Consider the following 13467-nt stretch of genomic DNA (forward strand, 5'->3'; position numbering starts at 1 on the left):
CGCCGTCACCGGTCGTCGAGCGCCGCACCGCGCCGGTCGACCAGGCCCCACGCTCCCGCGGCGGCCAGGACGAAGAAGGCGGCGAACACGACGAACAGGACGGGTGCTCCGCCCGCGAGCAGGAGCGACGGGACGACGAGCGGCGCGACGATCGAGGCGATGCGCCCCACCCCGGCCGCCCACCCCGTTCCGGTCGCGCGCAGCGAGGTGGGATACATCTCCGGCGTCACCGCGTAGAGCGCGCCCCACGCGCCGAGATTGAAGAACGAGAGCGCCATGCCGGCCGCGATGACGGCGCCGGGCGGGTCTGCGGTGCCGAAGAAGACGGCAGCCACCGCCGAGCCCACGAGGAAGACCGACAGCGTCACCCGCCGCCCCCACACTTCGATCAGCCACGCCGCGGCGGCGTATCCGGGGAGCTGGGCGAGCGTGATGACGAGCGTGAAGCCGAACGAGCGGACCAGGTCGTATCCCTGCGCCACCAGGATCGAAGGGATCCAGATGAATGCGCCGTAGTACGAGAAGTTGACGCAGAACCACACCAGCCACAGGCAGGCCGTACGCACGCGGAACTCACCCGACCACAGAGCGCCCAGCCGCTCGCTCAGCGAGCTGGCGCGCGCCGCGGGCACGGTCGGGCGCCCGCGCGGGGGCGCCGAGGCGACGACGGCGGCCTGCTCGAATCTGCCGACCACTGCCTCGGCCTGAGTGAATCGCCCGCGCCGCTCGAGCCACCGCGCGGATTCAGGCAATCCCCACCGGACGATCAGCGCATACGCGGCGGGAATGGCGCCGAGCGCGAAGGCCCAGCGCCAGCCGTCCGCGGACGAGGGGATCACGAGGTACCCGATCAGCGCCGCGAGTGTCCAGCCGACCGCCCAGAAGGCCTCGAGGATCACGATCAGCCGCCCGCGGATGCGCGCGGGCGCGAACTCGCTTACGTACGTGCTCGCCACCGGCAGCTCGGCGCCCAGTCCCAGACCGACCAAGAATCGCAGCACGAGCAACGCGGCGAGCCCCCCGACGAGTGCGCTCGCACCGGTCGCCAGACCGTAGATCAGAAGCGTCAGGGCGAAGATCTGGCGGCGTCCGAACCGGTCCGCGAGCAGACCGCCGACGCTGGCACCGACTGCCATGCCGACGAAGCCGATGGAGGCGATCCACCCGGTCTCGCTGGGTGCAAGGTCCCATTGGGCCGCCAGCGCGGCGATGACGAACGAGATGAGCCCCACGTCCATCGCATCCAGAGCCCATCCGATCCCGGAACCGGTGAGCACCCGCAGATGCAGGCGCGAGAACGGGAGGCGGTCGAGACGCTCCGCGAGCGTCGACGCGGTGCCCGCCGGCGCGTACGAGCCGGACGGGGAGACAGGTACGGCATCCGTCATATCGTCATGCTACGGAGGTCGGCACGGGCGCGGGTGTCATGAGAGCATGTCGCGCACGAGCGGAACCACGCGTGTGCCGAACAGTTCGATCGAGCCCATCATCTTGTCGTGCGAGAGCGTTCCCGTCGAGAATTTCATATCGAACCGCGACGCTCCCAGCGTCCGTACCGTATCGACGATCTTGCGGGCCACCGTCTCAGGAGAGCCGACATACAAGGCCCCCTCGGGGCCGACGTCATGCTGGAAGCGCAGCCGATTGTAGGGCGGCCAGCCGCGCTCCCTGCCGATCGAGTTGTTCATGGCTTCGAACCCCGCATAGGCCTCGTCCCACGCCTGCTGGTCGGTTGCTGCCACATGGCCCGGCGAGTGGACACCGATCGGCAGCTGCGGCTGCCCGAACGTGTCGAGCGAGCGCCGATACAGGTCCGCGAATGGGCGGAAACGGGCGGCAGGCCCGCCGATGATGGCGAGCATGAGCCCGAACCCGTACCGAGCGGCCCGCACCGCGGACTCCGGTGTGCCACCGACGCCTACCCAGGCGCGCAGGCCGTTCTCCGTCTTGGGGAAGACATCGGCCTCCTCCAGTGGAGCCCGCATGGTGCCGCTCCACGTGACGGGCTCCTCGGTGAGAAGGCGGGAGAACAGATCGAGCTTCTCGTCGAAGAGCGCCTCATAGTCGCGGAGATCGTAGCCGAACAGCGGAAAGGACTCGATGAACGAGCCCCGACCCAGGATGACCTCCGCGCGCCCCCGCGAGACGGCGTCGAGGGTGGCGAAGCGTTCGAAGACGCGCACCGGATCGTCGCTGGAGAGCACGGTGACGGCCGTCCCGAGGTGGATGCGCTCGGTCCGCGCAGCGGCGGCGGCCAGCACGATCTCGGGACTGGAGACGGCGAACTCCCGCCGATGGTGCTCGCCTACCCCGAAGAACGACAGCCCGACCTGGTCGGCGAGCACCGCCTGCTCCACGACGTTGCGGATCGTCTGCGCGCCGCTCACCATGGCGCCCGACGCGTCGAGCGTCACGTCGCCGAACGTGTCGAGGCCGAGCTCCAGCGCGGCGGGATCAGGGGCTTCGGCCGGAACAGCATCCATCGCGATCTCCTTTGTATGCAACTGCATGAACTCGAGCGGACCGAAGTGCATTCCCGAGACGTCTGCGCACGGCGAGCGTAGCGTGAGGGCTATGGCACTGTTCGCCGATCGCCGAGCCGCGGGACGCGTGCTCGCCCATGATCTGGAGCGCTGGCGCGGATCCGATGCGGTCGTGCTGGGCATTCCGCGTGGCGGTGTCGTGACAGCGGCCGCGGTCGCGGCACACCTGGGCCTTCCGCTCGACGTCATCCTGGTGCGCAAGCTGGGCGCAACGGGGCACGAGGAGTTCGCGGTGGGAGCGATCGCGGACGGTGTGCGGCTCGTCGAACCGAGCGCGGTGAGGTGGGCGGGCATGTCACCGAGCGACGTCGACGATGTCGAGGCGGCCGAGCGCGACGAGCTCGCCCGGCGCTCCGCGCGGTTCGGATCGGGTCGCGTCGACCTCGCCGGGCGCACCGCCATCGTCGTCGACGACGGCGTCGCCACCGGATCGAGCGCGATCGCGGCATGCCGGGCCGTGCGAGCCCGCTCACCCCGTCGAGTGGTGCTCGCCGTTCCGGTCTCCCCCGAGCGGTTCACGCCGCCCGCGGACGTGGTCGACGAGTTCGTGTGCCCGCACCGCGAGCCGGACTTCTGGGCCGTCGGACAGTACTACGACGACTTCGCGCAGACCACGGACGCAGAAGTCGTGCAACTCCTCGGTGACAGGGCGACAGGCTCAGGAACCGCGAGCGGCTCCTGAGCCAGTCCCGTGCGTCAGCGCGAGAGCGCCGCGCGCAGCGTGTCGAGGCCGACGCCGCCGATATCGAGGGCGCGCTTGTGGAACTGCTTGATCGAGAACGCGTCGCCTTCGCGCTCGGCGACATCGTCGCGCAGCTGCTCCCAGATGCGCTGACCGACCTTGTACGAGGGCGCCTGGCCGGGCCAGCCGAGGTACCGGTTGACCTCGAACTGCACGAATTCGTCGGACATGTTGACGTTGCGCCGCATGAACTCGAGGGCGAAAGCAGCGTCCCACGGGCCGTCGCCGTCGGGACGCTCCTTCTCGAGATGGACGCCGATGTCGAGGACGACGCGGGCGGCGCGCATGCGTTGTCCGTCCAGCATCCCGAGACGGTCGGCGGGGTCGGACAGGAAGCCCAGCTGCTCCATCAGCCGCTCGGCGTAGAGCGCCCAGCCCTCGGCATGGCCCGACGTGCCACCCAGCAGGCGGCGGTAGGTGTTGAGCTGGGCGCGGTTGTAGACGGCCTGAGCGATCTGCAGGTGGTGCCCAGGAACACCCTCGTGGTAGACGGTCGTCAGCTCGCGCCAGGTGTCGAAGTCCTCAACCCCCTCGGGCACCGACCACCACATCCGCCCAGGACGCGAGAAGTCGTCGGTCGGCCCCGTGTAGTAGATGCCGCCCTCCCTGGTGGGGGCGATCATGCACTCCAGGCGCCGGATGGGATCGGCGATGTCGAAGTGCGTCTTGCCCAGCTCGGCGATCGCGCGGTCGCTGGTCTCCTGCATCCACTTCTGCAGCGCCTCGGTGCCGTGCAGCTTGCGGCTCTCGTCCTGTTCGAGGAACGCGACCGCCTCTTCCACACTTGCGCCGGGCTTGATCTCGTTCGCGACGGACTCCTGCTCGGCGACCATGCGCGCGAGCTCCTCGACGCCCCACTCGTACGTCTCGTCGAGGTCGATGGTCGCGCCGAGGAAGCGACGCGAGTGAAGGGCATACAGCTCGCGGCCGACGGCATCCTTCTCGGTCGCGGCCGGCGCGAGCTCGTTCGAGAGGAAGTCGGCGAGATGGTCGTACGCGACGCGCGCTGCGTTGGCGTTGTCGGCGAGGTCCCGAGCCAGCGACGCGGGCAGCTGCCCGTCCTCGGGTGCCGCCTCGGCGGCGAACGTCGCGAAGAAGCCGCCGTCGGCGGTGTAGCGGGCGACCTGGGTCACCACCTCGACGACCTGGCGCCGCGCGGGCACGACGCCCTGCGCGATCCCTTCGCGGAGGGTTGCGATGTAGCCGTCCACCGCGCCCGAGACCGCGCCCAGACGGGTGGCGATCACCGACCAGTCTTCGGCGGTCGCGGTCGGCATCAGGTCGAACGCCGATCGGATGTTCTGCGCGTGCGATGCGATGACGTTGAGGTCTCGGAGATGCCATCTGGCATCGTGAAGGTCGAGTTCGAGCTGGATCTCGCGCGAGAGGTCGTCCTTCGTCACCGCGTCGACATCGTCGTCGACGGTCGCCGCGCTGAGCGCAGCCAGGGTCTTGCGGCCCTCTTCGACGAGGCGCTCCTGCCCTTCCGGGCTGTAGTCGCCGAACCGGTCGTTGTACTCGGACCGGCCGATGTAGGTGGCGAGCGTCGGCTCGAGCTCGGCGAGGGTGTCGACCCACGCATCAGCGATCTTGTCGATCTGCGTGGGCGTGCGGGTTTCGTCTGTCATGGATCCGAGCCTAGAGATGAGACAGGATGCCGACAAACAAGACCGGCGCGCCGACCGCGCCGGTCGCGCTCAATGCCCGGCGGCGTTCCAATCGTGGCCGCGGCCGATCTGCACGTCCAGCGGGACGGACAGCTGCGCCGCGTCTCCCATGCGCGTGCGGACGATGCGCTCTGCGGCATCCCACTCCCCGTGCGCCACTTCGATCACGAGTTCGTCGTGGATCTGCAGCAGGACCCGGGACGACAGTCCCTCGGCCGCGAAGTCATCGTGGATGTGGAACAGGGCGATCTTCATGATGTCGGCGGCGCTGCCCTGGATGGGCGCGTTCAGCGCGGCCCGCTCGGCGTTCTCGCGCAGCACGCGATTCGGGCTCGCGAGGTCGGGGAACGGCCGTCGACGGCCGAAGATGGTCTCGGTGTACCCGTCGATCCGCGCCTGCTCGACGGAGGAGCGCAGGTAGTCGCGCACGGCGCCGAACCGGGCGAAGTACTCCATCATGAGCTGCTTTGCCTCGGCCTGCTCGATCCGCAGCTGCTTGGACAGTCCGAACGCCGAGAGTCCGTAGACGAGCCCGTAGGACATCGCCTTCACCTTCGTGCGCATCGGCGGCGTGACGTCTTCGGGAGCCACGCCGAACACGCGGGATCCGACGAACCGGTGGGTGTCCTCCCCGGAGTTGAACGCCTCGATCAGCCCCGGGTCCTCGGAGAGGTGGGCCATGATCCGCATCTCGATCTGCGAGTAGTCGGCCGTGAGCAGCGTCTCGTAGCCCTCCCCGACCGTGAAGGCCGAGCGGATGCGACGGCTCTCTTCGGTGCGGATGGGGATGTTCTGCAGGTTCGGCTCCGTGCTGGAGAGCCGCCCGGTCTGACTGCCCGTCTGCACGTAGGTGGTGTGGATGCGCCCGTCGTCGCCGATCGCCGTGTCAAGGGACTCGATGATCTGCCGGAGCTTCGTCGCCTCCCGGTGCTGGAGCAGCAGATCCAGGAACGGATGCGGGTTCGACTCCTGGAGGTCGGCGAGCACCGCGGCGTCCGTGGAGTACCCCGTCTTGGTCTTGCGGGTCTTCGGCAGCTGGAGCTCGTCGAAGAGCACCTCCTGCAGCTGCTTGGGCGAACCGAGGTTCACTTCGCGTCCGATGGCGGTGTAGGCCTCCTGCGCCAGCGCGTCGGCGCGCGTGCCGAGCTCGCCGGAGAACTCGGTCAGGGTGTCATGCGACACCGCCACACCCGCCAGCTCCATGTCGGCGAGCGTGTGCAGGGTGGGCAGCTCGATGTCGGTGAGCACGGCGGCCACGCTCGGCGGCATCTCGGCCTGGACCGCCCGGGCGACGCGCAGCGTGTACCACGACAGCTGACCCGGCGTGGCGCCCTCTGTCTCGGGCACCAGTTGCGCAGGGTCGGCCTCCGGCAGCTTCTCGTCGAGGTACCGGTCGACCAGGTGCGCGAGGTTCTTGTCGGGGAAGCTGGGCCGCAGCAGCCAGCCGGCGAGCACGACGTCGCACACGAGCCCACCCAGCCGCACGCCGGCGCGTCGCAGTGCCTTGACCTGCGGCTTCGCGTCGGACAGCACCTTGGGGGCATCGGAGGTCAGCCACGGCTCCAGCGCAGCCTGCAGCTCGGGCGTCCAGGACGCCTCGGCGGCCGCCCCGCTCGTGGCGACGCCGAGTCGAGCGGGAAGACCACGCTCGACCGTGACGGTGAGGCCCACCTCGCCCGTCGCGTTCGTGAGCCATGCCGCGAGCTCGTCAGGACCGAGCTCTTCGGCGACCGGTGCCAGTTCGGCGGCGGCCGACGTCACCGCCGCCATCTGCTGCTCGATCCCCGCGAGCTCGGCCACACGCGGGATCAGCGTCTTGAACTCGAGCCGCGAGAAGATGTCGCGCACCGCCTGCGCGTCCATCGGCTGGACTTCGAGGTCTTCCGGCCCGAGCGGCAGGTCGACGTCGGTGAGCAGACGGTTGAGCGATCGGTTGCGTCGGACATCGTCGATGTGCTCCCGCAGGTTGCTGCCGACGACGCCCTTGATGGTGTCGGCCCCGTCGAGGAGTGCGTCGAGTGAGCCGAACTGGGTGAGCCACTTGACCGCGGTCTTCTCCCCCACCTTGGGTACGCCGGGCAGGTTGTCGCTCGTCTCACCGACGAGCGCCGCGATGTCGGGGTACTGCTCAGGCGGCACGCCGTAGCGGTCGATGACAGCCTGACGGTCGTAGCGCTTGAGCTGCGAGACGCCCTGCACGTTGGGGTACAGCAGCGTCACGTCGTCGTTGACGAGCTGGATCGTGTCTCGGTCTCCTGAGCAGACGAGCACCTGGAAACCCTGCTGAACCCCCTGCGTCGCCAGCGTCGCGAGGATGTCGTCGGCCTCGATGTCTTCCAGCTGAAGCACGCGGATGCTCATCGCCGCCAGGCAGTCCTGCAACAGCGGGATCTGGCCCTTGAACTCGGAAGGCGTCTCGGAGCGGTTGGCCTTGTACTCGCTGTACTCGCGCGTGCGGAAGGACTGACGGGACGTGTCGAAGGCGACGGCGAGGTGGGTGGGCTTCTCCGCCTTGATGAGGTTGATCAGCATCGCGAGGAACCCGTAGATGCCGTTCGTGTGCTGGCCGTCCTTCGTCGAGAAGTTGTCGACAGGAAGCGCGTAGAAGGCCCGGTAGGCCAGCGAGTGGCCGTCCACGACGAGAAGGGTAGGCTTTGCGGAGTCCGTCACCCTGTAAGCCTAGCCAGGGGCGACGACAGCGATCCGCGCCCCCTCCCCCGCCCCGACCGAAGGTGAGCCATGCCCGAACGACCTGTCGCCACGGAGGACGCGTTGGAGTGGGCCCGCGCCCGCGGCATCGGTGCGCTGGCCCAGAAGATGGGCTTCGAGTGGCTGGAGTTCACGCCCGACCGCGCGGTCGCACGCATGCCGGTCGAGGGCAACACGCAGCCCGTCGGGCTCTTCCACGGCGGGGCCTACGTGGTGCTCGGCGAATCCCTCGGATCGATGCACGCGAACTACCACGCGGGCCCCGGCCGCCTGGCGGTGGGCGTCGACATCAATGCCACCCACACCCGCTCGGCGACGTCGGGATACGTCACGGGCGTCTGCACTCCCCTGCACCTGGGTCGCACTCTGGCCGTCCACGAGATCGTCGTCAGCGATGACGAGGGCAGGCGATGCTCGACGGTGCGCATCACGAACCACCTGAAGGACCTGCCCGTCGCGTGACGGGCGCACACGAGAACAGCGGATGCCTCGGTCAGAGGCATCCGTTGCTGTCGAGAGTCTGAGGGTCAGCCCTTCTTGGGCGCCAGCTGCTCGATGATCGCCTTGGCGACGTCCTGCATCGTCAGGCGGCGGTCCATGGAGGCCTTCTGGATCCAGCGGAACGCCTCGGGCTCGGACAGGCCCATCTTCTCGTTGAGCAGGCCCTTCGCGCGGTCGACGAGCTTGCGGGTCTCGAAGCGCTCGACCATGTCGGCGACCTCGGCCTCCAGCGTGATGATCTGCTCGTAACGGGCCAGGGCGATCTCGATCGCCGGCAGCAGGTCATTGGGGGTGAAGGGCTTCACGACGTACGCCAGTGCGCCGGCTTCGCTGGCGCGCTCGACGAGCTCCTTCTGGCTGAACGCGGTGAGCAGGACGACGGGGGCGATGTGGTTCTTGCTGAGCTTCTCGGCGGCGGAGATGCCATCCAGCTGCGGCATCTTGACGTCCATGATCACGAGGTCGGGCCGCAGCTCGGTCGCCAGCTGGACGGCGGTCTCACCGTCCCCGGCTTCTCCGACGACGTCGAACCCGTTGTCGCGGAGGATCTCGACGATGTCGAGCCGGATGAGCGACTCATCCTCGGCGACGACGACACGACGGGGTGTGGAAGCCGTGGCGGCTGGGTTCTGCTCCTGGTCAGTCACCATTGAATCCTACGGCCAGATCGGGCGCCCAGCCCAACCGCGCCGCCTCCGACGTTGCGTGCGGTCCGGGCGGCCGGCTGCGGTAGGGTCGTTCGCGGACGTGCGGCCTGGTCGCACGGGCCGGTGTGGCGGAATGGCAGACGCGACCGACTCAAACTCGGTTGCCCGCAAGGGCGTGTGGGTTCGACTCCCACCACCGGCACTTCCCCGACATCCTCAGGAGCGGATGCCTCGAATCGAGGCATCCGCTCCTTCTGCTTCTGCTCCTGAAGAAATTTGCTATTCGGTGTTGCTAAGTACCGGTACCTAGTGTTACTTTCTACTGGTAGTCAACAACACTGAGTAGTGAAGGGAGGCGCGCCTCATGGGCAAGCAGGAGACCGAGATGCTCAAGGGCACGCTGGAGGGGATCGTGCTCGCGATCCTGTCCGCTCGGCCGGCATACGGCTACGAGATCACCTCGTGGCTGCGAGACCAGGGCTTCTCCGACATCGCGGAAGGCACCGTCTACGCCCTCTTGGTCAGGGTCGAGCAGCGTGGCCTCGTCGACGTCGAGAAAGTGCCCTCGGAGAAGGGACCGCCGCGCAAGGTGTACTCCCTCAACGCGCAGGGCAGCGAGCAGCTCGCGGAGTTCTGGAGGACGTGGAACTTCCTCGCAGACCGGATCGAACAGCTCCGCCACGCGAACAACGACAACACCGTCAGCAGCACGAAGGAAGAGGTTTGATCATGGCCGCCAAGTGGTACGAATTCGTCACCGGATCGCTGGAGCAGAAGAAGCAGTACAAGCAGTACAAGGCCCGCGTAGAGGCCCTGCCGGAGCCGTACCGAGCCGCCGCCAAGGCACTGGATCGGTACCTCATGACCGTCGGGGGGCTCACCGACGGCGAGGCGATGGTGCAGATGCTGAGCGACTCGGCTGATCTGTGGGAGCGGGCCGCCGCCGACGGCACACCCGTTCGCGACATCGTCGGCGAGGATCCGTCGGCGTTCGCACAGGAGTTCACCGCGGCGTACTCCGGCAAGCAGTGGATCGACAAGGAACGCGACCGCCTCAACAAGGCGATCGACGAAGCAGAACGGAATCAGGAGCGATGACGACGACCGCCATCCAGGTCAGCGGCCTGGAGAAGTCTTACAAGGATCTGCGGGTGCTGCGCGGGGTCGACTTCGACGTGGCCCGTGGAAGCATCTTCGCTCTCCTCGGGTCCAACGGGGCCGGCAAGACCACCGTCGTGCGGATCCTCTCGACGCTGCTGAAGGCGGATGCCGGGCAGGCCGCGATCGGCGGATTCGATGTGGCCTCTCAATCGCAGAGGGTGCGCGAGACGATCAGCCTGACCGGGCAGTTCGCCGCCGTCGACGAGGTGCTGACCGGCCGGGAGAACCTCGTGCTCGTCGCCCAGCTGCGACACCTGCCGAACCCGGGTGAGATCGCGGACGGGCTCCTCGCCCGGTTCTCGCTGACGGATGCAGGCAGTCGCCGAGCGGGCACCTACTCCGGAGGCATGCGCCGTCGCCTCGACATCGCGATGAGCCTCATCGGCAACCCGCCGGTGATCTTCCTCGACGAGCCGACGACGGGTCTGGATCCGGCCGCCCGCGTGGAGGTGTGGGAGGCCGTCAAGGAACTCGCCCACGGAGGCACGACCGTTCTGCTGACCACCCAGTACCTGGAGGAGGCGGAGCAGCTGGCTGATCGCATCGCGATCCTCCACAAGGGCCGCATCATCGTCAACGGCACCCTGGCCGAGCTGAAGCAGCTGCTTCCCGCGGCGAAGGTCGAGTACGTCGAGAAGCAGCCGAGCCTCGAGGACGTGTTCTTCGCCCTGACCGGCGAGACCGAGACCGCAGAACCAGAAGGCGCCGAGAACGGCGCTCCGCAGACACGAAAGGAAGGGCGATGAGCGCTCACGTCATCGGCGATACCGCCGTACTCACCGGCCGGTCGCTGCGCCACATCCTGCGCAGTCCCGACACCATCATCACCACCGCGGTCACGCCGATCGCTCTCATGCTGCTGTTCGTCTACGTCTTCGGCGGGGCGATCGACCTCGGCGCCGGTCAGGGGGCGTACATCGACTACATGCTGCCCGGCATCCTGCTCATCACGATCGCCTCCGGCATCGCGTACACGGCGTACCGGCTGTTCCTGGATCTGCAGGGCGGGATCTTCGAGCGGTTCCAGTCGCTGCCGATCTCGCGGTCGAGCGTGCTGTGGGCGCACGTGCTGACGTCCGTCGTCTCCATCATGGTGTCGCTGGCGATCGTCGTCGGCGTGGCCCTCCTGATGGGCTTTCGCACCGGCGCGAGCTTCGGCGCGTGGCTCGGCGTGATCGGGATGCTGCTGCTGTTCACGCTGGCCCTCACCTGGCTCGCCATCATCCCGGGCCTGACGGCGAAGACGGTGGACGGCGCGAGTGCGTTCTCGTACCCGCTCATCTTCCTGCCCTTCATCAGCTCGGCGTTCGTGCCGACGGAGACCATGCCGGGACCCGTGCAGTGGTTCGCCGAGAACCAGCCCGTCACCTCGATCGTCGACACCATGCGCGCGCTCTTCGCAGGCGAGCCCGTCGGCTCGGACATCTGGGTGGCGATGGCCTGGCTGGTCGGCATCCTCGTCGTCGCGTACGTCGCGTCGATGGCGATCTACCGTAAGAAGATCAGCTGACGCCGACCGGAAATGCAGAAGGGTGGATGCCTCTCCTCCGAGGCATCCACCCTTCCGCGTGCACGCGGATCAGGCGCCGAAGTACTGGTGGCCCAGGGCCTTGCTCTTGAGCGCGTCGAACTCTCCCTGCGTGATCGTGCCGGCATCCAGCAGCGCCTTCGCCTTGGCGATGTCCTCGGCGGGGCTGGCGGAAGCGGCGGGGTGGTAGTCGTCGCTCTCGGGCACGACTCCCCCGCGCGCCGCCTGGGCCCGAACGGCCATGCCCTTGCCGCGGGCGATGATGTAGACCAGGGCCGTCAGGAACGGCACGAAGACCAGGGCGATGATCCACAGCGCCTTGAACCAGCCGTTCAGCGCGTGATCGCGGAACAGATCCGTGATGATCACGATCACGACGTACAGGTAGGCGATGAAGTAGAAGCTCCACAGCAGGAACCACCAGAAGTCACCGAAGAACATCGGCGTCACCTTTCTCGAAAGCCGGACGGCTGCGACCACAGTAGTGGTCGCAGCCGTCGCAGCGGGAGAGGTGTCAGTCCCGTGTCTGGTAGATGGGCGCTTTGCCGTGGACCGCGTCGCCCACCTTGTGGATGCGGATGTCGTTGGTCGAGCCGATGATCCCGGGAGGCGAACCCGAGATCACGACCACCTTGTCGCCGACCTTCGCCAGGTCGTTCGACAGCAGGTAGTCGTCGACCTGGATGAACATCAGATCGGTGTGCGCGACGTGCTCCACGAGGGTCGACTGCACGCCCCAGGTGAGCGCCATGCGGCGACGGATGGCCGGTTCGGGGGTGAAGCCGATCATCGGGATGCGCGGACGCAGCCGCGACATGCGGCGCGCGGTGTCGCCGGACTCGGTGAAGATGCAGAGGATCTTGGCGTCCACGAACTCGGCCACCTCGTTGGCGGCCAGCGTGATCGCACCCCCCTGCGTGCGCGGCTTCGTCGTCAGCGGCTGGATGCGCTCCAGGCCGTGCTCCTCGGTGGAGCCGATGATGCGCGCCATCGTCTCGACCGTGACGACCGGGTACTCGCCGACGCTCGTCTCACCCGACAGCATCACCGCGTCGGCGCCGTCGAGGACGGCGTTTGCGACGTCGGATGCCTCGGCGCGCGTGGGCACCGGTGAGTGCGTCATCGACTCGAGCATCTGCGTCGCGACGATCACGGGCTTGGCCATGCGGCGGCACAGTTCGACGGCGCGCTTCTGCACGATCGGGACCGCCTCCAGGGGCAGCTCGACGGCGAGATCTCCGCGGGCGACCATGATGCCGTCGAAGGCGTCGATGATCTCCTCGAGGTTGTCGACGGCCTGCGGCTTCTCGATCTTGGCGATGACCGGAACGTGGCGTCCTTCTTCGGCCATGATCGCGTGGACGCGCTGCACATCCTTGGCGTCGCGGACGAACGACAGCGCGATGAGGTCGGCACCCGCGCGCAGACCCCAGCGTAGATCGGCCTCGTCCTTCTCGGACAGTGCGGGGACGTTGACGGCCACGCCGGGGAGGTTGATGCCCTTGTTGTTCGAGACGGCGCCGCCGACAACCACCTCGGTGGTCACGATCGTGCCATCGGTCTCGAGGACCTTCACGCGCACCTTGCCGTCGTCGATCAGGAGGAAGTCGCCGGGCTTGACGTCCTGCGGAAGACCCTTGAAGGTCGTGCCCACGATCTCCTTGGTGCCGAGGATGTCCTCGGTGGTGATCTTGAAGATGTCGCCGGCAGCGAGCTCGTGGGGGCCGTTCTCGAACTTGCCGAGGCGGATCTTCGGACCCTGCAGGTCGACGAGGATCGCGACCGCACGCCGGGCGTCTTCGGCCGCCTTGCGCACGTTGGCGAAGTTGTTGTCGTGGACCGAGTAGTCCCCGTGGCTCAGGTTGAAGCGGGCGACGTCCACACCGGCATCGATGATCGCGCGGACCATCTCATACGTCGATGTGGCCGGACCCAGGGTGGCGACGATCTTCGCGCGTCTCATCCGTTG

The 13467-nt window shown here is 67.9% G+C and carries 13 protein-coding genes and 1 tRNA gene; 7 read left to right on the forward strand and 7 right to left on the reverse strand.

What is annotated here, in order from left to right; all coding sequences use genetic code 11:
- Positions 1–5: 5 nt before the first annotated feature.
- Both C9992_RS01690 and C9992_RS01695 read right to left on the reverse strand, forming a co-directional pair.
- Entirely contained in the window at positions 6–1388 is a 1383-nt protein-coding gene (locus C9992_RS01690; protein WP_106813865.1) for an MFS transporter, read from the reverse strand.
- A 36-nt stretch (positions 1389–1424) separates the two neighbouring features.
- Positions 1425–2483: an LLM class flavin-dependent oxidoreductase gene (locus tag C9992_RS01695; protein WP_106814578.1), complete on the reverse strand. Its 1059-nt coding sequence runs from the start codon at positions 2481–2483 to the stop codon at positions 1425–1427.
- Positions 2484–2574: 91 nt separating this feature from the next.
- On the opposite strand from C9992_RS01695, the gene C9992_RS01700 reads away from it, so the two are divergent.
- Positions 2575–3225: a phosphoribosyltransferase gene (locus C9992_RS01700; RefSeq protein WP_106813866.1), complete on the forward strand. Its 651-nt coding sequence runs from the start codon at positions 2575–2577 to the stop codon at positions 3223–3225.
- Positions 3226–3239: 14 nt separating this feature from the next.
- Here the strand turns inward: C9992_RS01700 and C9992_RS01705 are convergent, their stop codons facing one another.
- Both C9992_RS01705 and polA read right to left on the reverse strand, forming a co-directional pair.
- Positions 3240–4913: a DUF885 domain-containing protein gene (locus tag C9992_RS01705; RefSeq protein ID WP_106813867.1), complete on the reverse strand. Its 1674-nt coding sequence runs from the start codon at positions 4911–4913 to the stop codon at positions 3240–3242.
- 69 nt (positions 4914–4982) lie between these two features.
- Positions 4983–7622 carry a DNA polymerase I gene (gene polA, locus C9992_RS01710; protein ID WP_106813868.1) on the reverse strand — a complete coding sequence of 880 codons (2640 nt, stop codon included), beginning with the start codon at positions 7620–7622 and terminating at the stop codon, positions 4983–4985.
- A 69-nt stretch (positions 7623–7691) separates the two neighbouring features.
- Here polA and C9992_RS01715 point away from each other — a divergent pair, with 69 nt between their 5' ends.
- Positions 7692–8123, forward strand: coding sequence for a PaaI family thioesterase (locus C9992_RS01715; protein WP_106813869.1), 432 nt, complete (start codon positions 7692–7694; stop codon positions 8121–8123).
- 65 nt (positions 8124–8188) lie between these two features.
- On the opposite strand, the gene C9992_RS01720 is transcribed toward C9992_RS01715, so the two are convergent.
- Complete coding sequence (locus C9992_RS01720) at positions 8189–8809, reverse strand: ANTAR domain-containing response regulator (RefSeq protein WP_106814579.1); 621 nt, start codon at positions 8807–8809, stop codon at positions 8189–8191.
- Positions 8810–8928: 119 nt separating this feature from the next.
- On the opposite strand from C9992_RS01720, the gene C9992_RS01725 reads away from it, so the two are divergent.
- The 5 genes from C9992_RS01725 to C9992_RS01745 all read left to right on the forward strand — a co-directional run bounded on the left by C9992_RS01725 (position 8929) and on the right by C9992_RS01745 (position 11480).
- Positions 8929–9011: transfer RNA gene (locus C9992_RS01725), tRNA-Leu, on the forward strand.
- Between the two features lie 162 nt (positions 9012–9173).
- Positions 9174–9536 carry a PadR family transcriptional regulator gene (locus C9992_RS01730; protein WP_106813870.1) on the forward strand — a complete coding sequence of 121 codons (363 nt, stop codon included), beginning with the start codon at positions 9174–9176 and terminating at the stop codon, positions 9534–9536.
- Between the two features lie 2 nt (positions 9537–9538).
- Positions 9539–9907 (forward strand): DUF1048 domain-containing protein, encoded by a 369-nt coding sequence (locus tag C9992_RS01735; RefSeq protein WP_106813871.1) that lies wholly within the window; start codon positions 9539–9541, stop codon positions 9905–9907.
- Positions 9904–10716, forward strand: a complete 813-nt coding sequence (locus C9992_RS01740) for an ABC transporter ATP-binding protein (protein WP_106813872.1) — start codon at positions 9904–9906, stop codon at positions 10714–10716. Before C9992_RS01735 ends, C9992_RS01740 begins: the two co-directional genes overlap by 4 nt.
- The gene (locus C9992_RS01745) at positions 10713–11480 is read left to right on the forward strand and encodes an ABC transporter permease (protein WP_106813873.1); all 768 of its coding nucleotides are present in this window, start codon (positions 10713–10715) and stop codon (positions 11478–11480) included. The genes C9992_RS01740 and C9992_RS01745 overlap by 4 nt, the downstream gene beginning before the upstream one ends.
- Positions 11481–11549: 69 nt before the next feature.
- Here the strand turns inward: C9992_RS01745 and C9992_RS01750 are convergent, their stop codons facing one another.
- Together C9992_RS01750 and pyk are read right to left on the reverse strand one after the other, a co-directional pair.
- A complete protein-coding gene (locus C9992_RS01750) occupies positions 11550–11939 on the reverse strand; it encodes an SHOCT domain-containing protein (RefSeq protein ID WP_106813874.1) in 390 nt (129 codons plus the stop codon).
- A gap of 73 nt (positions 11940–12012) precedes the next feature.
- Complete coding sequence (gene pyk, locus C9992_RS01755) at positions 12013–13461, reverse strand: pyruvate kinase (protein ID WP_106813875.1); 1449 nt, start codon at positions 13459–13461, stop codon at positions 12013–12015.
- Positions 13462–13467: the final 6 nt, after the last annotated feature.

It is taken from the genome of Microbacterium timonense, assembly GCF_900292075.1.
GTDB classification, from domain to species: Bacteria; Actinomycetota; Actinomycetes; order Actinomycetales; family Microbacteriaceae; genus Microbacterium; species Microbacterium timonense.